The organism is Candidatus Uabimicrobium helgolandensis, from assembly GCF_041508025.1.
Lineage (GTDB): Bacteria > Planctomycetota > Uabimicrobiia > Uabimicrobiales > Uabimicrobiaceae > Uabimicrobium > Uabimicrobium helgolandensis.
On sequence record NZ_CP165719.1, the window covers coordinates 3,415,292 to 3,437,211 of the forward strand.

The window sequence follows — 21,920 nt, forward strand, 5'->3', positions numbered from 1 at the left end:
GGATTTCTCCTTATAGGAGAAATCCGCTAACGTGCATAAAACAGTAACAAAGTTAAAGTGAGAGCAATGATGATAAGAATAGTAACAACTAAAAGAGTCATCACTACTTTGGGATTGTGAAACAAATCAGAAAAAGATGGAAAAGAACCTTTGTGGACTATTTTTTTGCCACTTAAAAATGCTTCAAGGTCTCTTTTTAAACGATATGCATCCTGATAGCGATTCTTTTTATTTCGCTCAATAGCTTTTAGGCAAATATTCTCTAATGATTTGGGAATGCGCGCATTTTTTTTCGTTGGTTTTGGGACTTTAGTAAACAAAATTTTATCCATCGTGTCTGTATGACTTCTACCGTGAAAAGGATTGTAACCTGTTAGCATTTCGTAAAGAATTACCCCTATCGCATACACATCATTTTGAGCATCAACTTCTTTTACCTTTCCACTAACATATTCTGGGGCAATATAAATCAAAGTTCCCAGCATTGTTCCATCACAAGTCAGTTTTGTTTCTGCATGTTGTACTTTTGCTAAACCAAAGTCCATTACTATTGGTTTACCAACTTCATTAATCATAATATTATCGGGTTTTAGATCGCGATGAATAATACCTTGCTCGTTGGCATAGTGTATAGCATCAGCAACTTTAACCATAATTTCAGCCATATACTTTGCAGGCAAGCCCCTTTTTTTCTTTTTTGACATTTCAAACAAGTTAACACCTTGGATTAAGTCCATCGTAAAATACGGGTAACCATTATATTCACCACAATCATATAAACGAATGATGTTTTCATGTCTTAGTTTCGCAATCGTCGCGGCTTCTCGTTTAAAACGCAAGTGCTCTTCTTTTCCAAATTGGTCATCAGATAGTACTTTTAGTGCTATATCACGCGACAACAGTTTGTCATGCACTCGGTAAACTGTACCCATACCACCCTTGCCGATTTTTTGTAAAATCTTGTAACGCCCTCCAACCTCGTGGCTTCTTTTCTCCTGATAAGGGTCTTGTCCATATGGCATATCAAATTCCTATACTACTAATTTGTGATGATTTTTGATTATTGAACACACTAATTTTTTTGTAGACTCAAGGTCCTTAAGAGAACATATTTCATGAGGGCTATGGTTATTCAACGTTGCTATAAGTAGACATAGAGTTAAACAGCCATCACCAACATCTTTAAAATCTTTTGCATCAGTACCGGCGTAATTATATACTTCGTATTGAAGTGGAACTTTATTTTCTTTTGCTATTTGCCCTACTGAATCGCGCGTCGTTGTTGGGAGGAGCACTGCGGCATCTGCAAGGGTAAGAACAGGACCTTTACTCATTTTCACTCGACCTTCCTCATAAGTTGTGTCCAAGCAAATTGCAATGTTCGGCTGTATCATATTTGCTAAAATTTTTGCACCTCTTCCCCCTGTCTCTTCGCAATCAGTGGCTGCAAAGTAAATATTGCAATCGAGGTTTTCATTACTTAATTTCTTTGCAATATTAAGCAATGAAAATATCCCTAAACGATTATCTAAATGTGGTGCTGAAATTAAGTTATTTTCCATTTCCACGATAGGGGAATCAAAGCAAACACTGTCACCAATACAAACTCCTTTTTTTTCTGCATCTTTTTCGGACAAAAAACCAAAAAAGCCTTTATAGGTAGCCATACGGCGATCAGTAACATCCTTGTCTTTTAAAGTAATAATTCCTGGATATATTTTATCTTTTGTACGAAGTTTGACTTGACGCAAATCCATCAAACTCGGGTTAAGTCCACCTAAAGAGATAATAGTGAGCTCACCACTATCTTCAATATCTTTTACAATAAACCCTGGCGAATCCATATGTGCAGTTATCACTATTTTAGTTTGTTTCTTTTTACTGTTGTTTTTGTGCGCACAGTAAAACCCAGTCCATTTAGACCGGTGAATCTTGCCATATTTTTGAAATTCCTCTATTAATAAATCACGCAGATCTATTTCATTTCCAGGGACACTGCACGTTTGAATAATTGATTTTAGTAGTGTATTCATGGTACCCTCATTAACATTTGTTGTTTACGCTCTACTTGATAATATACCGTAAATTTGCTAGAATATAAACTTGTAAATAAACAAATTTAAATCATTTTGACAAGTGTTTGTTAACAAATGTTTAAAATTTCAATACATTATATTCAAAATATCAATGGAGTGCAACAATGGATAAACTACTCGAAGATCTAGTCAGCTTGCCAGGAGTATGTGGACAAGAAGAAAAAATCCGCTTGCGTATAGAAGAAGAAATCAAAGGTCTTGTTGATAACTACGAAGTCGATAACATGGGAAATTTAGTTACGACTATTGGCCAAGGAGAAAAACACTTAATCATCACCGCTCACATGGACGAAATAGGCTTAGTAGTTACTCATATCGAAGAAGACGGCTTTTTGAGAATTCGCAAACTTGGTGGCGTAGATCCGCGTACTGTTGAAGGTCGAACCATGCGACTTATTACAAAAGACGCAGAACTTCCAGTAGCCATAGCCATAAAACCTCCTCATGTTATGGTTGATCGCGGAGAAATGAAAAGAACCATTGCATTTGAAGAGATGTTTGTGGACGCAGGAGCAACGAGTAGAGAAGAAGCTCATGAAATGGGGATACAACTTTTCGATAGTATTGTTGCGTTTAAAAAACTCCATTATGTCGGCAAAAAATTTATTATGGCTCGTTCGTTAGATGACCGTTTAGGTTGTTGGGCAATGGTAAAGCTTCTCCAGGAGTTAGCGGGAAAAGATTGGCCTCTTCGCATTACATTTGCATGGACTGTACAAGAAGAAATAGGTTTACGCGGCGCACACGTACTTGCAAATAAAATGAATCCTGATTATGTAATCGCTCTCGACACAATATCGAGTGGTGACACGCCTGTTGTCCCTCATAACTTGGCTACTTCAGTTTGTGGCAAAGGCCCTGCTCTACGCATGGTAGATTCGCGTTGTATTGCTTCTCCATGGTTAAGTAAGTTTTTAATGGATTTGGCTAACGACGAAAACATCCCTATCCAGCAAGCTGTGAGTGGTGGTACTACTGACGGCGCTGTTTTTCAAACAACAGGTGCACATATGGTAGCACTTAGTTTTCCACTTCGTTATACTCATGCTCCTTGCGAAATGGCAGACAAGAACGATATAGAAAACGTAGTAAAGCTTCTTGCTAAAGTACCAAATGCTATTGCTGCCACACCTTAAACTTCATTTAAAAACAAAGTAGACCATCTTCTTATGTTTACATCGCTTTTTTTCGTTTTCGGTAACCAATTGGAAGCGATGTAAGCATGAAATGGGTAATTATTTTATGAAAAACAAAAATAGAATTTACACACTAAAAATAATCTTTTTTATTACCTTCTTTATCTTTACCGCATTTATTCGTAAACAAAAAGCGTTTATAAATTTTAAGTAGCACGCCCTAAGTAAAATACCAAAATTACGATTAAAGTAAGAAAGATCGCTACAAAAAAACTGTAGCTTTTTGATGTACTTAGTAGTGGTTTTTTATGTTGTAAAATACGGCGTAAATCTTGTGCAAACATTTTCGCCGAAAAGTAGCGACACTGTTTATTTTTAGCAAGCGCTGTCATACATACATTTTGCAGGTCTTCACTAATATTTTTGTTTAATTCGTTTGGTGGCGTTGGATCTGAGCATAGAATAGCATTAAGAATCATCATGTTAGAGGTCCCTTTGAAAGGGTAATGCGATGTTAAAAATTGGTATAAAATAATACCTAATGAAAAAACATCGCTGCGATAATCAAGATCACTTCCTCCACTTGCTTGTTCAGGTGACAAATAAAAAAGGCTTCCCATCACTGTATCGCTATCAGTAAGTTTTGTGTTGTAACCCAAAGACTTTGCTATTCCAAAATCCATTAAAAAAGCTTTATTCTCAGAGGAGCATATAATATTCTCTGGTTTTAAATCGCGATGAATAATACCTTTTTTATGGGCATGATAAACAGCATCGGCAATCTGAGCAATAATTTCAATTCCTTCGGCCTGTGATAATTGTTGCCATGTACCTACAGTAAAAAGTTTGCCTTCGATAAAAGTCATTGTGTAGTACCAACGCTTGTTTGCTTGACCAGCTTCATAAATTTGCACAATATTAGGGTGTTGTAATTTACGCATTGTGGTAATCTCACGCGCAAATCTTTTTACATTTGTTTCATCCTCTGATTCGGCTTCTGCTATTGTTATCTTTAGAGCTTTTATTTCTAAAGTCTCAATGTCTTCAACCTTATAGACAAGTCCCATACCTCCTTCACCGATTTTTTGCATCACTTTATAGCGATCAGCAAATAGATCTCCAGGATATAGGTTGAAATAGATATTAGGAAAAATATCTACGTCGTTTTTATTGTCTAAACTTGTGCCTTCTCCACGCAAGATATTTGTCGATTTTAACTTTAGCCTTATTGTATCCTCTTTTGATTCTTTCTTTTTAGTCATGCTAAGAACTTACCGTTGGGTTATATTCTATTCCGCAACTATCGCGAATATCGTCGAGAATTTTCACCAGCTCTAAACTATTTTGCCAATTCCACAAAGAGCTTTGTTGTTGTGTTCTTTCCATACACTTCATCGCTTCGATAATTTCAAAAGTATAGCCATTACCTATATTGTCATAATTAAAACGAAATTCTTCTTTGCTTTTGTCCTGGTATTTTTTAAATACAAAATGCGAAGGAGCGTACCAAGGTGAAAGTATATCAAGTTCCCCATCTTTACCATACAAAGATGCGCGCGTTTTGGTTTTTGAAGTAATCGAGCTATGCAAAGTTGCCAATGCACCACTGTCATAAGACATATTAATTATGCAACTTTCATCCACATTTGTAGAACCAATTTTAGCTAAAGCTTGGATTTCTTTTGGTATACCAAGAAGTAAATAAGAGAGAAACACAGGGTAAATTCCGATATCAAGAAGCGAACCCCCACCAAGCTTATTGTTAAAAAGTCTTTTTTGCGGCTCAAATGGCGCGCGAAAACCAAAATCAGCTTCAAGAAGATGGATATCTCCTAGAGTCCCATTATCTACAAGCTCTTTGATTTTGCAAATATGTGGTAGAAAACGGCTCCACAAAGCCTCCATAAAAAATACGTGTTTCTCGCGCGCTGTATCAATCATCTCTTCAACTTGCTCTGTGTTTATTGCCAAAGGTTTCTCGCAAAGAACGCTAATGTGTTTGCGCATACACATTAGTGAAACTTCACAGTGCAAATGATGAGGAGTAGCGACATACACAATATCTATTTCGGGATTCGATGTTATTTCTTCATAGCTACCATAGTAGTGAGGCACATCGTATTTTATGGCAAATTTCTTCGCTCTGTCTAAAGAAAGAGAAGCAACAGCACACAAACGCGCCTGCGGAATATGCTTCAAACCTTGTGCAAATAAATGCGCGATATTACCTAAACCAACAATCCCCCAATTATAAGTATTCTTTATCATGTTTAATTTCCTGCGATATTTTCAATATGGTTTAGTTCATCTTCGGTTAGACTAAAATCATCTATCAGTAAATTTTCCAACATACGCTTTTCTTTGGTTGTACCCGTTAAAATCATCATTCCACGTTGCATTGCAAAACGAAAAACGATTTGCCCCAGCGTTTTGCTATATTTTTCGCACAATTCTTGCATCAGAGGGTTTTGTAACTCGCGACTATTCGCTGTTAATAGCGAAAATCCCTGATAGATAACATTATTATCATTACAAAGTTGACGAACATCATAGTCCCAACGTGCGCTTGCAAAACAACGATTCTGAACAAAAGTTGGTTTTATTTTTGCTCTCTTAAAAAGAACCTGAAGTTGCTCAAAAGTAGCATTCGAGATTCCAAGAAAACGTACTTTACCTTCTCCGTGGAGTTCTTCCATTGCTTCCCATACTTCCCAATCGATATCTACAAGTAAAGGGTAAGAATAAGGGCCATGAAGAACATATGAATCGATATAGGAAGTTTGTAAGTGCTCTAACGAGCTTTGAAAAGACTGTTGTACTTGCTGTTTAAAATCAGAATCAGGATCATAAGGTAAGCGATGATCTTGACCACGTTGATAAGTATATTTCGTTTGTAAAAACAAATCTTCACGTGACACTTGTCCATCCGAAATGACTGCAGCAACTGCTTCTCCTACTGCTACCTCAAAATAGTGTTTTCTCTGATTGGCGGTATCAATGCTGCGAAAACCATTTTGTATCGCTTGAATGGTAAGCGGTTTTGTTTGATCTTCTTTCCATGCTGTACCATACATCATAACAGGGACAACACCTTCTCCAACGGTAATATTCATGTGTACTCCTTAGTGGATACGGAAATAATACGGCAAAAACTTGCAATTTGTAAATGTAAATGTAAAATGTAACTCTATAATTTATATATTTTTAACCAAAATATGACCTACTTCAATAAAGGAACATTTTATGCCAATTACTGGTTTCTACACTGCGATACTAGGCATCATTATATTTTTGCTTATGGGTAACGTTATTCGTTATCGTAGATCAGAAAAAATAGGGCTCGGTCACGGGGAAAATCAAAGTTTACTTTGCGCTATGCGCTCACACGGAAATGCAATAGAAACAATACCTATATGTGTGCTACTACTTGCCATGGCAGAGTTAAATCAAGTTAGCAGTACAGTGGTGCACTGCTTTGGTGCTACCCTTGTTGTTGCTAGAATACTGCATCCTTGGGGTCTTTTATCTAACGCCGGAGTTACTTTTGGCCGCTTTTTTGGAACAATACTAACTTTTCTAACAATGATTGGTCTTGCTGGAGTAATCTTAGCAAACGTTATTCCTAAGATATTCTAATGCCTAAGGTTATCACACAAAGAAATAATCTCGATACAGAATACACCGAAGACTTTATTGCTCCTGAGATCGCCAATCTTTGGTTTCAAAATTTAGCAAGTAATCTTCCTTGGCAACAAAAAGAAATATTTATCATGGGGAAAAAAGTACTGCAACCTCGTCTTATCTGTTGGTACGGCGAGGTTTCTTATACTTACTCGCGTTCTACTTTGCCTTCTAAAGAATGGCATCCTTTGCTGTTTGTAATAAAACAACAAGTCGAAGAGAGTACACAACTCAAATTTAACAGTTGCTTACTAAACTACTATCGCGACGGCAATGATTCTATGGGATTTCACGCAGATAATGAAAAACAATTGAGAGAAAATCCTAGTATTGCCTCTCTATCTTTAGGTGGCCATCGTAGATTCGTATTAAAACACAAAACAGATAAAACTGTTCCCAAATTAGAAATACAACTTGGTAACGGAAGCTTACTTGTTATGAAATCTAAAACACAACACTACTGGTTACATGGCATTCCTAAAACAAAGAAAAAAGTAAATCCGCGCATTAACCTAACTTTTCGCTGGACATATCCTAAGGAATAGAAAAAACAGCTGCAACTGGTCGATGGTCACTAGTTGTCTTATCATCAGGAAAGTCATTATCGCGCACGATAATCTCTGATTCGCTTTCCCATAAATCGTAGCTACAAAATATAAAATCAAGCACACTATTGTAGTGACTATCTTGCGTACGTATCATTTTTTCTGGTCGCACCCAACTAACAACGCGACTTGCTGTTAACAAATCATAACCTCTGTCATGATCAAAGTCTCCGTTTTTTACCTGCCAATCATAATTATAATCACCAGCAGCAATAACTGGTTCGCGTTGTTTAGCAATCCACTCATTGAGAAGCACTGATTGTTCATGACGCGCTGTTTCATTACCTCGATATAAATGATTGACCATAAAATAGAATTGAGTATTGGTTTTTTTATCCAGAAATTTCGCAACGACAGGAGACCGAACACGACCACCAATATTGATATGATGCAGTTCAAAATCTTCTAACCTTTGAAGGCGGTCACAATCATAAGCAATAACAAGCTTATCAGACCTTCCTGTGGTCCCCACAATACTGCTATATTTGCTTCGAGAATTAAATACACTTGTGGTAAGGTGTAAACTACGGAAAGCGGCTTTCTCCGCTGCTTGTGCAAACATTTGCGCCGCTTCAATACTCGGCACTTCTGAAAAACCCCAAATATGGTATTTTCCTAAGTCCTCTATCTGTTCAGCAATTACTTCATTTTTCGAACCACTTGATTCGACATTCCAAGAAATAACCTTTAAATCCTCACTTAATAAAGTAATAATAAGTGAGAAAAAAATGACACACCATTTTTTGAACATGAGTTCCCTCAATGCAAAAAAAAGAAATAAAACGCATTAAAAAAAATTCGGTGGTATTCTATATCTATCGCAATCACAACAAACAATAGATTAACCACTAAATTTACAAAGCTTACAAAATAAAACCTTTATTGTTTAATCAATAGTGTAGGTATTATTAAACTAGTGTGCAATATTTTTCTCAAATAACAAATATAAGAAAGGGAATATAAGATGTTAGATCATGGAGTTACTTTCTCCTTGGGGAACTGGAAAGTAAATGGTTATAGCGCTGCTTCGCGCGTAACATGGCTTATTGTACCGCAACTAAATTCAATTTTTGATATCGGATGGTGTGTTGAACCGATGCGTCACATACCACGTATATTTTTAAGCCACCTTCACCAAGATCATTGCATCGCTTTGCCAACCTGGATCGCATGGCGTCAAAAATTTCGCCCGCAAATTCCACAGATTTATGTCCCACAAGAATGTGTAGAACAAACGCAAGACTTTGTAAAGTCTATTTGTGTAGCAGAGCGCTTTAACATGCAATATGAAATCATTGGTCTTAAAGATGGCCAACAAGTCGAAATTGAAAATAATCGCATTGTCGAAGCTTTTACTACCACTCACTGCTTACCAACTATTGGTTTCTTAGTAAAAGAAAAGCGCAAAAAGTTGAGTGAAGATTTTGAAGGAAAAAGTTCTAATGAAATTCGCGATGCAGTTAAGCGCGGCGAAATTGTACACAAATATGTAGAAATCCCTATTTTTTGCTACACCTCTGACACCGACACCGACCTTTTTAAACAACGTCCTGATATTCTAAATGCCGAAATTCTCATCACAGAATGCAGTTATCTAGAAGAATATTTACAATACGACCCAAAATTTATTCCACCGGAAAACCAAGTAACACATAATACAATTGCGCAGTTAGCGCCTGTTCTAGAAAATTTCACAGGAAAAACCTTAGCATTTTGCCATTTACCACGTAAATATGAAATGTGCGATGTACGCGCGTTCTTACTACCACGTATTCCCAAAAAACAACGCGATAAGCTGCAAATAGTACCGCATAGATCTCGTAAGCCAAGGTACATTTACACAAGTTCTCCCACAGAAAAAAACGCGAGCCTGACGCAATTTGCAATAGAATTTTACGATAAGGAACAAACCCAGGAATTACCTGAAATAGTTTATCATTGGCAAAATAAATTAATTACATATAGCAGCGCTTTACAATTATATGAAGATGCCTACTACCAATTTTTAAAAAATAATTCGCATGTATGTCAGTGGTTAGTTGAAAAAGCTAGCGATGTTTACCAGAATACTTGTGAAGATATACATTTAGGTATAGATTACCCCAAGCAAAAAATAAATCCGCAATGCATTGCTATTCGCCGCGCTTTACAACGACTAGGGTTGTGGTTTTCAGGAAAAAGATTACTTGAAATAAACGGAATGCGCTCAGAAGGATACGTTTTAGATGCACATGTTGTGCCTTTTCATGAAAGAGAGCATATTGTTTTAAACTCTAAAGGCAAAGGCATTAGTGGGAGTATTGAACATTTTTGGTGTGCTAATCGCGTAGAAAACTCTAAGTAAACTAATAAAAATAATTATCCAAAGTTTGCTATTAGGGCGTGTCATCATTCAAAATATTGTGTGTTTTTTCGAGCCCGAGCCCGTTTGCGAAACTTTCACTAACAATTTATCAAAGAAGCAAAGTTTCTTTTTCCATCGCAAAAAACTAGTATTGAACCAATAAATCACTTTCTGTCGCTCTCAAAAAATTTTCGGGCGCGGGCTCGCAAACGGGCTCGGGCTCAATACTACTGGCGTATCATTAAATGAATCCGTTATATTTTTTATCTGTATTGAATGATGACACGCCCTGGTATCATCAATCTTGACAAAATTAATCTACTTTGAGAAGATAAAATTCGCACACGCCCTAAGGCAAAACTTGATATTTAGACAGAATCAATAATCTTCTCTTGAGTAGACCGGACAAATAAACGCCAAAGGTTTCTCAAAACCGTTGTTAGACAGGTCAAAAATCTCTGGGAAAGCGTAGAGAAATCAGAGCTCCGAGCTCGTATACCAGGTAGCAAAGGGTCCCCAGAGAACAACACTCAGTGAGAAAGGTATTTCATTCATAAGATAAGGAATAAAAAATGTCAGTTCTCACAGTAGGAATAGATGTAAGCCAAGACAAATTGGATGTCGCAATAATAAATAAAAGTCAGGATAAGCCAACAGATCTTGGAACATTCTCCAACGCAAACAAAGGTCATAAAAAGTTATTAAAACAGTTAAAGAACATAATAAAAAAACATGAGTTAGAAAAAATACGAGTAGTAATAGAGCCAAGCGGTGGATATGAGCAACCAATAGCAAGATTTGCTCTCGACCACGAATGGACTGTAAACATGGTCAACCCATTTAAAGTAAGAAAGTGGGCTGAATCAGAAGGCATAAGAGCCAAAACAGATCGCATGGATGCAAGATTACTTGCTAATTTTGCTATTGCAAAAGGCACTTTACCACAGTGGCAACCTCAAGAAGAACACATTGCTCAACTTGACGAAATGCTCAAACGTAAAGAAGAGTTACAGCAATCCCTTTTACGTGAAAAAAATCGCCTTAATGCTTTACTTCTCAAACTAAAGTTCGAAGGTTCTGCCCTTGCTAGTATCAAAAGATCTATTGAATGGATTCAAGATGAAATCAGACGCCTTGAGAATGACATCAACAACCACATTGGGAAGCATACTGACTTAAAAGAACAAGTCAAAAAGCTCAAAAAAACTCCTGGCGTTGGTGATAAAAATTCTCTTTACTTTCTTGTTCTGTTTCATCGTTGGACTTCTCTTACTCAAGGTCTTGGTTCTGCAAAGCAACTTACTTCTTATGTTGGTCTTGATCCAGTTCCTCGATCTAGTGGTTCTAGCATTAAATGCCACGAAGCTATTTCTCGTAAAGGTAATCCTTCTTTACGTAAAATGCTGTATCTTGGAGCTCTCGGAGCTGTTTACGGAACTACAAAAGGTCCTCTTCGCACCTTTTTTAATCGTCTTGTTTCTCGTGGCAAGCACAAGAAGCTTGCTCTTATTGCTTGCGCTCGTAAAATTCTTATTTGGGCTTGGACTACTTTTCATAAAAATACGTCTTTTGATCCTTTAAAATTTACTTCTTAACCTTATTTTTTATAGCTTCTTTACTGTTCTTTGAAAATTTTAATTTTACTGAGTTTTTGACTTGTCTCGATGAGAGAAATCTAATCTTATTCGAGCACATCATGTAATATAGCAATATAGAATGAGCATTCAATCATACCGTGAAAAAATTTTCACCAATGCCAACGCACTAACATCTAAAATCATTGACAGAGGACCAAAAAACTCAAATAGTAAACGGTGAAATATTCACAGCTAATCATCTAGCAGAGCTATTAGAATGTAACCTCTACGAAGCGATGGCCATATTTCAAATACTATTTAACTAGAACATCAACAAAAACACTAGGCTTGGTGTTAAAAAGCACCAGACTTAGTGAAAATACTTAGCGCTCAATTATATTCATTTTCTATCGCTTGCTTATTTTTTGGGAAAAAAGAAGATAATATTAAGCATTTGTCAAAATTGGTAAAGCACGCCATATGAGTTGTTTCGCCAACGACGAATATAACATAAACAAACGGAGCATCGTTAAATTTGCTAATGGTGAATTGAACAAATTTAACACTAGCATAAGATAAATTATTTGCTCTTTTTATTCCCAGAATTATCGACATAAACAGACTGTTGCGATAAAATATATTATCCCCAGAGAAAACAATTCGTGGTGGAAAAAAAATTCCCCAAGACATCAAAGCAGACATAAACATAAAAAATACACCAAGTAACCGAAAATCGCGATTAAAAGTAAAAACCACTCCTATTAACATGAATACAATCGTAATAACAATGGTCAAAGTACGACTTTCATTCAAGACAATTTTCGGTTCTCCAGGAAACGGTTTGCATTTAACTTCTTTATGTTTACGAATGAATTCTGCAACATTTCTTTTATGTTTTCTACGCGCTATTTTTTTCGCAAACGGTTCTAGTAACTTGCTAATCATTTTATTTGCCTTTTCAAATTACAAACGATACTTTTTTTGTTTGTATTCCAAAATACCTTACATTTTTTTGCATTTTTGATATAAATCGTTATATTTCTTTGCTTCATTCCACTTATTGAGACTTGTATACAGCATTGCCATATTGTAGTAGGCTGTGCTAAGTCCTTCAAAATCTCCCAAAGAACGTGAAACCTGCTCATATTCTCGGTAGTTTTCTAATGCTTTGTTTGCTTCATTACGCTGAACATAAACATAAGCTATATTATTCAAACGCGCAGCAAAACTTCGCTTATCACCAATATCGTATGCTATTTTTTTAGCTCTTTCGTAGCAATTGAGTGCTTGTTCATATCTTTGTTGTTTACTGCACACAGCGCCAATGTTATTTAAATTCGCGGCTTCTTCTTTAAGATAATTGTTATCTACAGCAATTTTTTTCGCTTCTTCAAAACACGCAAGAGCTTTGTCATATTCTTGCCGTGTACCGTAAACAACACCACTGTTGTTAAGACAATGACATGTTTCTTTGAAGAGATTGTTTTGCAAAGTAATGTACTTAGCTTTTTCAAAGTAGTGCAGCGCCTCATCGTAACTTTCGCAATATCTATGCACAATTCCCATATTCAGTAGAGCCTCTATTTTTTCTACTGCTGGTAGCGACTTACAAAGAACGAAAGAACGTTCAAAACAACAAAGAGCATCTAGATACTTACCACTATGGAGAAATAAACGTCCAAGCATATTACATGCTTGTTGTGGTTGTAAATATCGTTTACTCCACTCTTCTAAAGCTGCGCATAATGTTGCGTTTTTTTGTTGTTGCCAATCATCGCGCTCCTGTTCTGTATACTCTTGAATTTCTACTTTTGAGACTTGGCTGAGTATTTTTGGAATATTTCCGACACTAATAGTAGCTTTTTCGCCATAGATCTCTGCTATTTGTGCAACATAAGAATTTACTTTTTCATCGTAAAAATCCCAGAAAAAACCTTTTGCCTGTTCACTAACACTCAACATTTGCAAGTAGTCAATATCTATTTTGAAATCGGCTCCACTATAACCCCAAAACAAAAAATAGCACTCTTGAAGCAAAAGCCGCAAAACATTTCTTTTCGAATAACAAAGACCTTTCGCTTCCTGCTCTACTGTGGCGGTGATACTTTTTGGCTTACTAATGCAACCATGCAACTTGAAAAGATGCACCATGTTCTCGTCATCATTAAAAGTATCAAAATCTTCTTCGGTACAATAAACTTTAAAGGTAACACTCTTACTTTGTAACGCTTGTTCGATAAAAGTATCGAAGTTTGTGGTAAAAATATAACGAAAACCGCTTGCTGCAGCAAGATAGTGATTTGCATTAGGTTCGCCGTCATTTAGAGACGCAAAACTATCAAAATAACCTTCACTATGATTTGCAATTTCTGAAGCGACAACTTCGGGAGTAAGTCCTTTTTTATCCGAATCAGCGATCATTTCCATTTCGAGTAAAATAGAGATTTTACCCTGTAAATGACTATCGAGAGAGGCAATAGCTTCAAGAGTGTAATCACGTAGTTTATGCCAATCAGGTAAGCCTGCTGGTGGATCTAAACTAATACCTGCGCCGCAAAATAGAACCGCCTGTTTATTATTCAAAATTTTTAGTATTTTTTGTTCCATGTCAAACCTACAATAAAAATATCACTTCAATTGAAAAGCATAATAATTAACGACAAAAAGCTCATTGGCCTGTTGCCAGAAATAAAGCATGCAACCAGTCAAGTCGTCTCAACTCAAAAGCATTCAGCACGACAACATCCCTTGAAAGTAAAAAAAATACCCGCAAACCATTTTCATTTCTTTTCAAAAACCCTCATTCCCGACATAATATATTTTACATTCTCACTATTAGCTTTTTCTATTAATTTCAAAATAACAGTCGCACGTCCTTGTCTTTGATTAGCAAAAAAAAGTTGCGGATGATCATTCCACTTATAACCTTCAGGTTTTTTATATGCTTCACGAATATCAATTCGCAATTTATGTTTTCCATCGTACCAGTATTTAAACATTGGTATGTGATGATTGTTTTCTAAATTCTGAGAGTAAAATGATGATAAGTTTTCCGTCCACTTGAAATGAATGAAGGATTTAATCTTTTCTGACGATATGAATAACTTTTCCAATAAATTGTACATTTGTCGGTTAGAGATTTTGTTTTGTCTATGACCTAAAACTATTTTATCGAAATTTTTGTAAGTAAATATTTCTTGCGGTAGCATTTTATCGTAATCAATCAGTAAAAATTCCATTTCATAAGTATTGCTCATTGCCTTGAGATCACATATTGATTTTTCATTTTTAGATTCCCAAACCAGGAACGTATAAAGTACTCCTCAAGGAGCACCAGACACTCCTAGGTCCGACAATACTGGTAAAAATACTGGCTTGGGATATAGTCTTACATTCCAGTAAAACACACTGTAATCATCATCTTGTTGTTTACGAATACTAATATTCAAAAATGTTTGTTTTATAAGCTCGGCACTAAGATTACGTCCACTTATTTTATATAAAAGAATACTCTCTGGTGATATTTTGTAGCGCGTAACTAAAAAATCTATGAATTCATGTTGCTTATTGTTTTTATTGTAGAAAAGATCAAAATACAAATTTTTTTTCGGAGAACAAAAGTACAAAGTTGTATTATTAAGTTCAATCAGCCATTTATCACCACTTTGCTTCACCGTAATATTTTTAAGTGCTACTACTTGATCACCAACTCTTTTGAAAAGGGGAACCCCTAATTCATTTCTCAAAAATACATTACATTTGTTTCTGGCATAAACAGTGTAGTTTTCAGGAATTTTGCTTAGATTTTTTTTTGTAATTGAAAAATGAATATTGGTATACCAACCTTCATTTTTTAAGCTAAAAATTTGTAACGGCATATTTAATGTTGGATAGCTTGAAAAGCCTTTGGTTTCTGTTTCAAATTTATTCCATGACATTTGCTCAACGCGAACTCGTCGCAAAAAGCTTTTTTGCAATTCTTGGGCAATTTCATCGCCAACCAGCTTTATTTTTTGCAAACTAAACAATCCATTTTTATCTATATAATTCGGGGAAGAAATTAAAACAGGAGTGTAAATTTCGGCTATTTTGTGTACATCGAGAACACGAGCTTCCCACATTGTGTACTGTAAAAAATTACGATAGAGCACGTCTGATATAGCAATAGGAATAGGTATTTGTTTTTTTTGGACAATTTGAGACGTAAGAGGGTATAGTTTTTTAACTATTAGACTAATCTCAGAATATTGAGAAAAACTCCGCGGTATACCAAGATAATATGCGCGAAGAAACATTTCTATTTTTTGGTGATTTCGATTTAAAATAAGATTATCAAAAGAGACAGCAAATTCTAAATTGTTATCATCAAAAGACAAAGAGTAAAGATCACTAGAAATATTTTGTTTCTTGGCGATTTGCTGCGAAAGACGTTGCAACTTTAAATAGCGATCAATTACATCTTGAGCATACGGACTCCAACAAAGTAACAGCACTTCATACATCAACCGATATGAAAATTTCACAGCATGCGTATTCTTTTGTTTTAAAGAAACGGCAACTTCATTTCCCAAAAGGTCAAGACGAGCAGGAACCTCCGCAATGTTATTGCCAATAGATGTTAAGCTCCAAAAAATTAGACTCGCCCAACGCAAATCTGACTCGTTTAATTTTTTATAAAACGAACTATGAAGTAAATAAGTAGAAGTGCATGTTGTTAAAAATTTAATGGTTTGCGAACTATCAAACTCATCATTGCCAAAATTTTTAATAATAATTGATACCTGTTTTTTTGAGCTATCGAGACTAACAGACACTTCTTGTGATAAAATAATCGAAAAGCAAACAAATATCAGCAACAATGTATTTTTCATATTGCCTCCAAATAAGAAAAGAGAAGACTTGAATATTCCCAGTCCAAAATGCGTTGTAAAACGTAGTTTTGTATTATCTATTATAAATATGAAATTTGCTGTTGAAAATAATCATCCGCAGGTATATTTATTCTTTTGGGAAATTACAACATACGCACCCATACTAGTCGCTGGTTAGCAGGTGAACGCAACGAGTTTTGGAGTGAATAAAAAAAGTAAGTATTCTATTTGCTAAGTTTCCTAAATTTTTTAATCCAATCGCTTGCAAAATCTAGCTTATTCGATACCAGCTCCAAAAGCCACTTCTCTAATAACTTCCTTGTAATGAGATACCCAATAACATTGACATAATAAGTAGTTAAATCATCCGAATTTGCTACTTCATTTGGATGAACACCTATAGCAATCAAGAAGGATTTCGCTTGTTCCTTAGAAAGGTTAGCTAAGCAATCTTTAGCTAATTCCACTGTGTATTTAAGAGTATTTTTTTCTATATTAACAGCCGATACTGTGTGTTCGTAATCCCTCAGTGTATTCAAAAAGTTACTCATAAAAGAATTGAAACTATTTTTAACCAGGGCGTGTCATCATTCAAAATATTGTGTGTTTTTTCGAGCCCGAGCCCGTTTCCGAAACTTTCACTAACAATTTATCAAAGAAGCAAAGTTTCTTTTTCCATCGCAAAAAACTAGTATTGAACCAATAAATCACTTTCTGTCGCTCTCAAAAAGTTTTCGGGCGCGGGCTCGCAAACGGGCTCGGGCTCAATACTACTGGCGTATCATTAAATGAATCCGTTATATTTTTATCTGTATTGAATGATGACACGCCCCAAATTATCTTTTGAAAATGCGACTTCGCGTTGAAAGTATTATTTGTCCGTTTATGCGAGACAAAACAGATCAAATTTGATGCGCAACTCACAACCATTTTGTTTTTTACTCAGCATCGCATAAAATTATACTTTCTTAACTTGACAACCTCTGCTTTCACAGGGACGACAAAAGAATCCTTGTTTTTCGAGCTTCCTCCCCTAAATACAATAGTGATTTAACAAAACCATGCGATTTATCCTCTTCGTAAACAATTACAAAACAAATTGGTCTTTTAATAGTTTTTGGTAAGCGTATTTTCTTTGAAATTCGCTTAATTCTTGTTGTCGTAATCTTTGTTCTTTTTCACAAATGGGGTAACCTCTAGTGTTTAATATTCTTCTTACCTTTGTCATTACCCATTTTTCTAATTCGAGTTCGCAAAAAGAATTCATTTCAAACTGCCGTACTTTGTGGATTTCGCGAATGATGTCAAGGCGCTGCCAATATTTTGGATACAAAAAAGGAAGAGGTTTGCACATTATTTGTAGAAGCCTTTGCAAACTAAAACGGCAGTCTTTAATTGCATTAGCAATTGTATCTACTTGTTTATGATCAAATCGTTCGAACAATACTTCTTCATATGCCCCTAGCTCAGGCAAATCAACATTTACTACATATTTTTGCGCACCACTATCTTTGGCAAGTAAATCAATTAAGGACAAATACGATTGCACAAAATCAACATACATACCTTCTACTTGATGACGATTGTATTTCATTGAAAACTGGATAACAAAAATATCTTTAAACGAGACAAACATTCCCCATATGTCGGGTAAAAATCGCTTGAAAAAATCCCACAGTGAGTTAGCAATTGTTTGCTTGGTTTCTTTCGCAGTTAATAACGATAATCCGCGCTTCATGCCATCAAAATGCTCACGCATTTCCAGCGCTATTTTTAAGGGAAAAGTTGCGGTAACGTAGTTTGCGTATTTACCAAGATTTTGTCCCTTGTAAATTTGCATAGAATGACCGGCTAAGCCAAAAAAGCGAGATAAATAAATACGTCCGATATTTAAGTCATGGATTAGCATGCGTATTTTTGCTTCGCGGGTTCTGTTTTTCATTGCCTTGCGAATACTGCGCATCCACCTCCAGTTTTGATAGATACTATTTATATAGCTCGCAATCGTATCAACAATAACATCAATAAAATTGGCGATAATAATAAATTGTAAGCCAACAAAATACTGCATGCACCTCATCGCATTCTCTGACTGCGCAATTAGTCGCTCGACAGGTCCTGGCCTTCCAGCATCATCGCTGAGCATTTCTTCGAATTTTGGTAGTTGTTGTGGATATTTCTGGCGAGACGATGATTTTTCAAACGAAAGTTTTTGCTGTTTTTGCGGTAGGTCTTTGCCAGACAAAACAAAATTTTGTTGTTGTTTAAAGATTTTTTGTTCTATTTTTTCTGGTTCTTTAAGAGTATCTCGTTGTGCATATATATCTTCAGGACTGTCATCTGGTTCGATAACTGTACTCTCGAAAATATCATCATACTCATCCTCTATTGACAAAAAAGTACTTTCCTCACCAGATAGTGATAAACCACCAGATAGTGGTAAACCACCAGATAGTGATAAACCACCAGATAGTGGTAATGTACTCTCGAAAATATCATCATACTCATCCTCTATTGACAAAAAAGTACTTTCCTCACCAGATAGTGATAAACCACCAGATAGTGGTAAACCACCAGATAGTGATAAACCACCAGATAGTGGTAAACCACCAGATAGTGGTAAACCACCGGGTAGTGATAAACCACCCTCTCGTAGATATTTAATTTGATTTATTTCAATTCCTTTTGACTTATCCAGCAACTCTAAGAGGATTTGGCTTTCTCCGTAAGGTTTATATAATATTTCTGTTAAGAGCACTAACTCTTCAAAAAAAAAACCCTTACGTATTACCACAACTCCAATATCTTTATCTGCCATTGCGTTTAGTAAAACATCACATTGCAGTGTTTCCTTGAGTTTTCTATTGTTCACTAGAATTTGTCCGTTACGGTTAGCAAATGTCAACTCTAGAAATGCTTTTAAATACGCATTCAAAAAATCAAAAAATTCCGATAATTTGAGGTGCGTTACTGAATGATCTTTGCCATACTGCTTAAAGGTATTCAAACATACACACAAATCTTCTAAAAATTGAACATGTTGTAACGATCGTTTATATTCCTTTTTCTCTGCAGCAGTTAAAGGAATCGGTGAAAAATCTATATTTTTTTCGACGAATGCCACGATATCATAATTGTCAATTTCTCGGTATTGTTCACCTTTATAATTTTCTATGAGAAGTTCATAAATCTTTGAGGTTTCCTGTTTGAGAAAAGAAGTTTTTTTATTTTGTTCTATCTGTTCGCGAGACACTTTACACTCCTTGATTTCAAAACTATTTACCGGCTGCAAAAAATACCGCAATTGTATGATAATTCATTTTTTCTATATCCCAATTCACTTGGCTCCCTCAGAAATTTGCAATTCAAATCAGATTTGAATTCCTTAACTCAACAGTGGTCAAGCCTTGGCTCTCTAGTAGACAATTACAAAACAAATTGGTCTTTTAGTAGTTTCTGATAAGCATAGTTTCTTTGAAATGCGCTTAATTCTTGTTCCCGTAATATCTGTTCTTCTTCACAAATAGTATAACCTCTACTATTTAAAATTCTTCTAACTTCCACCATCACCCATTTTTCTAATTCCAGTTCACAAAACGAATTCATCTCGAACCGCCGCGCTTTGTGAATTTCACGAATAACATCAAGGCGCTGCCAATACTTTGGGTACAAAAAAGGACGAGGCTTACACATTATTTGTAGAAGTCTTTGTAAACTAAAGCGGCAGTTTTTAACTGCGTGAGCAATTGTATTTACTTGTTTATGATCAAAACGTTCAAACAACACTTCTTCGTATATCCCTAGTTCTGGTAAATCAATATTTGCAATATGTTTTTGCGCACTATCTTTTGCAAGTAATTCAATTAGAGATAAATACGATTGAACAAAATCGACATACATTCCTTCTACTTGATGGCGATTGTATTTCATTGAAAACTGAATTACAAAAATATCTTTAAACGAGACAAACATTCCCCATATGTCAGGTAAAAAGCTCTTGAAAAAATCCCACAGTGACTTAGTAATTGTTTGCTTGGTCTCTTTCACAGTTAATAATGATAACCCGCGCTTCATACCATCAAAGTGCTCGCGCATTTCCAGTACTATTTTTAAGGGAAAAGTTGCGGTAACATAGTTTGCGTATTTACCAAGATTTTGTCCCTTGTAAATTTGCATAGAATGACCGGCTAAACCAAAAAAGCGAGATAAATAAATGCGTCCGATATTTAAGTCATGGATTAGCATGCGTATTTTTGCTTCGCGGGTTCTGTTTTTCATTGCCTTGCGAATACTGCGCATCCACCTCCAATTTTGATAGATACTATTTATATAGCTCGCAATTGTATCAACAATAACATCAATAAAATTGGCGATAATAATAAATTGTAAGCCAACAAAATACTGAATACACCTCATCGCATTTTCTGACTGTGCAATTAATCGCTCGACAGGTCCTGGCCTTCCAGCATCATCGCTGAGCATTTCTTCGAATTTTGGTAGTTGTTGTGGATATTTCTGGCGAGACGATGATTTTTCAAACGAAAGTTTTTGCTGTTTTTGCGGTAGGTCTTTGTCAGACAAAACAAAATTTTGTTGTTGTTTAGGGATTTTTTGCTCTATTTTTTCAGGTTCTTTATGAGCATCTCGTTCCCTAGTTATATCATCAGGAACGTCATCTGGTTCAATAACTATACCTTCGCCAATATTCTCGTGATCCTCTACTTCCTCGGTTGAAGAAAAAGTCCCAGAATCAACAAATATCCCTAAATTTTCCTCAAAAAGATACTCAATTTGCTCTATTTTAGTGTTTTTTAATTTAGTAAGACGTTCTAAAGGAATTTGACTTTCTTCATGGGACTTATACAGTAATATTTCTATTAAAAGTACTAATTCTTCGAAGGTAAATCCTCTGTATATTCTTATAATACCAATACCTTTATCTGACATTTTACTGATTAGAAAATTGCCCTGCGGTGTTTCTTGTACTTTTCTATTGTTAAATAAGATTTGATGCCCAACACTTGTAAGTTTCAATTCCTGAAATCTATAGAAATATACATTCAGAAAATCAAACAATTCCGATAATTTGAGGTGTGTTACTGAATGATCTTTGCCATACTGCTTAAAGGTATTCAAACATACACACAGGTCATGTATAAATTGAACGTGTTGCAACGATCGTCCATATTTCACTTTATCTACAGTAGCTAAATGAATCTGCGCAAAGTCTATCTTTTTTTCGATGAATGTCGCGATATCGTAATTGTCAATTTCTCGGTATTGTTCACCTTTATAATTTTCTATGAGAAGTTCATAAATCTTTGAGGTTTCCTGTTTGAGAAAAGAAGTTTTTTTATTTTGTTCTATCTGTTCGCGAGACACCTTACACTCCTTGATTTTAAAACCATTTACTGACTGCAAAAACACCGCAATTGTATGATAATCATTTTTCTATATCTTACTATGCCAAACTAAACTTTTAAAAGTAAAATAGTCGTTATAAAACAAATTTTCAAAAAAATGTATTTTTTTTAAAAAAGCTAAACATTTTATTGAAAAAAAAATGCAAGATTTTGCATACACAAAAGTCAATAGTTGTTCGCGGTAAGT

The 21,920-nt window shown here is 35.5% G+C and carries 19 protein-coding genes; 6 read left to right on the plus strand and 13 right to left on the minus strand.

The features are described from left to right. Positions 1 to 26 precede the first annotated feature (26 nt). The gene (locus UABHE_RS12495; RefSeq protein ID WP_372370650.1) at positions 27 to 1,022 is read right to left on the minus strand and encodes a serine/threonine protein kinase; all 996 of its coding nucleotides are present in this window, start codon (positions 1,020 to 1,022) and stop codon (positions 27 to 29) included. Between the two features lie 9 nt (positions 1,023 to 1,031). Next, a complete protein-coding gene (locus UABHE_RS12500) occupies positions 1,032 to 2,033 on the minus strand; it encodes a M42 family metallopeptidase (protein WP_372370651.1) in 1,002 nt (333 codons plus the stop codon). A gap of 167 nt (positions 2,034 to 2,200) precedes the next feature. Between UABHE_RS12500 and UABHE_RS12505 the strand changes: the two genes are divergently transcribed. Further along, positions 2,201 to 3,232 (plus strand): M42 family metallopeptidase, encoded by a 1,032-nt coding sequence (locus tag UABHE_RS12505; RefSeq protein ID WP_372370652.1) that lies wholly within the window; start codon positions 2,201 to 2,203, stop codon positions 3,230 to 3,232. 206 nt (positions 3,233 to 3,438) lie between these two features. Here UABHE_RS12505 and UABHE_RS12510 read toward each other — a convergent pair whose 3' ends face one another. Genes UABHE_RS12510 through UABHE_RS12520 form a run of 3 tightly spaced genes read right to left on the minus strand, consistent with a single transcriptional unit; the run spans position 3,439 to position 6,345 of the window. Further along, the gene (locus tag UABHE_RS12510; RefSeq protein WP_372370653.1) at positions 3,439 to 4,494 is read right to left on the minus strand and encodes a serine/threonine-protein kinase; all 1,056 of its coding nucleotides are present in this window, start codon (positions 4,492 to 4,494) and stop codon (positions 3,439 to 3,441) included. A 1-nt stretch (position 4,495) separates the two neighbouring features. After that, positions 4,496 to 5,500 (minus strand): Gfo/Idh/MocA family protein, encoded by a 1,005-nt coding sequence (locus tag UABHE_RS12515; protein ID WP_372370654.1) that lies wholly within the window; start codon positions 5,498 to 5,500, stop codon positions 4,496 to 4,498. A 2-nt stretch (positions 5,501 to 5,502) separates the two neighbouring features. Continuing rightward, complete coding sequence (locus UABHE_RS12520) at positions 5,503 to 6,345, minus strand: aldo/keto reductase family protein (protein ID WP_372370655.1); 843 nt, start codon at positions 6,343 to 6,345, stop codon at positions 5,503 to 5,505. 130 nt (positions 6,346 to 6,475) lie between these two features. On the opposite strand from UABHE_RS12520, the gene UABHE_RS12525 reads away from it, so the two are divergent. Further along, positions 6,476 to 6,868 carry an MAPEG family protein gene (locus UABHE_RS12525; RefSeq protein ID WP_372370656.1) on the plus strand — a complete coding sequence of 131 codons (393 nt, stop codon included), beginning with the start codon at positions 6,476 to 6,478 and terminating at the stop codon, positions 6,866 to 6,868. Beyond that, positions 6,868 to 7,458, plus strand: coding sequence for an alpha-ketoglutarate-dependent dioxygenase AlkB (locus tag UABHE_RS12530; RefSeq protein WP_372370657.1), 591 nt, complete (start codon positions 6,868 to 6,870; stop codon positions 7,456 to 7,458). Before UABHE_RS12525 ends, UABHE_RS12530 begins: the two co-directional genes overlap by 1 nt. On the opposite strand, the gene UABHE_RS12535 is transcribed toward UABHE_RS12530, so the two are convergent. Continuing rightward, complete coding sequence (locus UABHE_RS12535; protein ID WP_372370659.1) at positions 7,448 to 8,269, minus strand: endonuclease/exonuclease/phosphatase family protein; 822 nt, start codon at positions 8,267 to 8,269, stop codon at positions 7,448 to 7,450. The two genes, UABHE_RS12530 and UABHE_RS12535, sit on opposite strands and share 11 nt — an antisense overlap. 213 nt (positions 8,270 to 8,482) lie before the next feature. Between UABHE_RS12535 and UABHE_RS12540 the strand changes: the two genes are divergently transcribed. Further along, positions 8,483 to 9,862 (plus strand): MBL fold metallo-hydrolase, encoded by a 1,380-nt coding sequence (locus UABHE_RS12540; protein ID WP_372370660.1) that lies wholly within the window; start codon positions 8,483 to 8,485, stop codon positions 9,860 to 9,862. A gap of 572 nt (positions 9,863 to 10,434) precedes the next feature. Further along, positions 10,435 to 11,457, plus strand: a complete 1,023-nt coding sequence (locus UABHE_RS12545) for an IS110 family transposase (protein WP_372365710.1) — start codon at positions 10,435 to 10,437, stop codon at positions 11,455 to 11,457. 372 nt (positions 11,458 to 11,829) lie between these two features. On the opposite strand, the gene UABHE_RS12550 is transcribed toward UABHE_RS12545, so the two are convergent. The 4 genes from UABHE_RS12550 to UABHE_RS12565 all read right to left on the minus strand — a co-directional run bounded on the left by UABHE_RS12550 (position 11,830) and on the right by UABHE_RS12565 (position 16,310). Further along, positions 11,830 to 12,384, minus strand: coding sequence for a hypothetical protein (locus tag UABHE_RS12550; protein WP_372370661.1), 555 nt, complete (start codon positions 12,382 to 12,384; stop codon positions 11,830 to 11,832). 57 nt (positions 12,385 to 12,441) lie between these two features. Then, positions 12,442 to 14,046 (minus strand): tetratricopeptide repeat protein, encoded by a 1,605-nt coding sequence (locus UABHE_RS12555; RefSeq protein WP_372370662.1) that lies wholly within the window; start codon positions 14,044 to 14,046, stop codon positions 12,442 to 12,444. 173 nt (positions 14,047 to 14,219) lie between these two features. Next, positions 14,220 to 14,696, minus strand: coding sequence for a hypothetical protein (locus UABHE_RS12560; RefSeq protein WP_372370663.1), 477 nt, complete (start codon positions 14,694 to 14,696; stop codon positions 14,220 to 14,222). 66 nt (positions 14,697 to 14,762) lie between these two features. Further along, positions 14,763 to 16,310, minus strand: a complete 1,548-nt coding sequence (locus tag UABHE_RS12565) for a hypothetical protein (RefSeq protein WP_372370665.1) — start codon at positions 16,308 to 16,310, stop codon at positions 14,763 to 14,765. A 28-nt stretch (positions 16,311 to 16,338) separates the two neighbouring features. Between UABHE_RS12565 and UABHE_RS12570 the strand changes: the two genes are divergently transcribed. Further along, a complete protein-coding gene (locus UABHE_RS12570; protein ID WP_372370666.1) occupies positions 16,339 to 16,488 on the plus strand; it encodes a hypothetical protein in 150 nt (49 codons plus the stop codon). Between the two features lie 46 nt (positions 16,489 to 16,534). Here the strand turns inward: UABHE_RS12570 and UABHE_RS12575 are convergent, their stop codons facing one another. The 3 genes from UABHE_RS12575 to UABHE_RS12585 form a co-directional block, all read right to left on the minus strand. Beyond that, positions 16,535 to 16,849 (minus strand): hypothetical protein, encoded by a 315-nt coding sequence (locus UABHE_RS12575; RefSeq protein ID WP_372370667.1) that lies wholly within the window; start codon positions 16,847 to 16,849, stop codon positions 16,535 to 16,537. A gap of 548 nt (positions 16,850 to 17,397) precedes the next feature. Continuing rightward, the gene (locus UABHE_RS12580; RefSeq protein WP_372370668.1) at positions 17,398 to 19,563 is read right to left on the minus strand and encodes a hypothetical protein; all 2,166 of its coding nucleotides are present in this window, start codon (positions 19,561 to 19,563) and stop codon (positions 17,398 to 17,400) included. A gap of 173 nt (positions 19,564 to 19,736) precedes the next feature. Beyond that, positions 19,737 to 21,692: a hypothetical protein gene (locus UABHE_RS12585; RefSeq protein ID WP_372370669.1), complete on the minus strand. Its 1,956-nt coding sequence runs from the start codon at positions 21,690 to 21,692 to the stop codon at positions 19,737 to 19,739. Positions 21,693 to 21,920 lie beyond the last annotated feature (228 nt).

Coding starts and splice junctions, on each gene's coding strand:
- UABHE_RS12550 (WP_372370661.1), bottom strand. CDS start 12,384: ATGATTAGCAAGTTACTAGAACCGTTTGCGAAAAAAATAGCGCGTAGA.
- UABHE_RS12530 (WP_372370657.1), top strand. CDS start 6,868: ATGCCTAAGGTTATCACACAAAGAAATAATCTCGATACAGAATACACC.
- UABHE_RS12565 (WP_372370665.1), bottom strand. CDS start 16,310: ATGAAAAATACATTGTTGCTGATATTTGTTTGCTTTTCGATTATTTTA.
- UABHE_RS12495 (WP_372370650.1), bottom strand. CDS start 1,022: ATGCCATATGGACAAGACCCTTATCAGGAGAAAAGAAGCCACGAGGTT.
- UABHE_RS12560 (WP_372370663.1), bottom strand. CDS start 14,696: ATGAGCAATACTTATGAAATGGAATTTTTACTGATTGATTACGATAAA.
- UABHE_RS12540 (WP_372370660.1), top strand. CDS start 8,483: ATGTTAGATCATGGAGTTACTTTCTCCTTGGGGAACTGGAAAGTAAAT.
- UABHE_RS12555 (WP_372370662.1), bottom strand. CDS start 14,046: ATGGAACAAAAAATACTAAAAATTTTGAATAATAAACAGGCGGTTCTA.
- UABHE_RS12505 (WP_372370652.1), top strand. CDS start 2,201: ATGGATAAACTACTCGAAGATCTAGTCAGCTTGCCAGGAGTATGTGGA.
- UABHE_RS12535 (WP_372370659.1), bottom strand. CDS start 8,269: ATGTTCAAAAAATGGTGTGTCATTTTTTTCTCACTTATTATTACTTTA.
- UABHE_RS12525 (WP_372370656.1), top strand. CDS start 6,476: ATGCCAATTACTGGTTTCTACACTGCGATACTAGGCATCATTATATTT.
- UABHE_RS12510 (WP_372370653.1), bottom strand. CDS start 4,494: ATGACTAAAAAGAAAGAATCAAAAGAGGATACAATAAGGCTAAAGTTA.
- UABHE_RS12515 (WP_372370654.1), bottom strand. CDS start 5,500: ATGATAAAGAATACTTATAATTGGGGGATTGTTGGTTTAGGTAATATC.
- UABHE_RS12520 (WP_372370655.1), bottom strand. CDS start 6,345: ATGAATATTACCGTTGGAGAAGGTGTTGTCCCTGTTATGATGTATGGT.
- UABHE_RS12500 (WP_372370651.1), bottom strand. CDS start 2,033: ATGAATACACTACTAAAATCAATTATTCAAACGTGCAGTGTCCCTGGA.
- UABHE_RS12545 (WP_372365710.1), top strand. CDS start 10,435: ATGTCAGTTCTCACAGTAGGAATAGATGTAAGCCAAGACAAATTGGAT.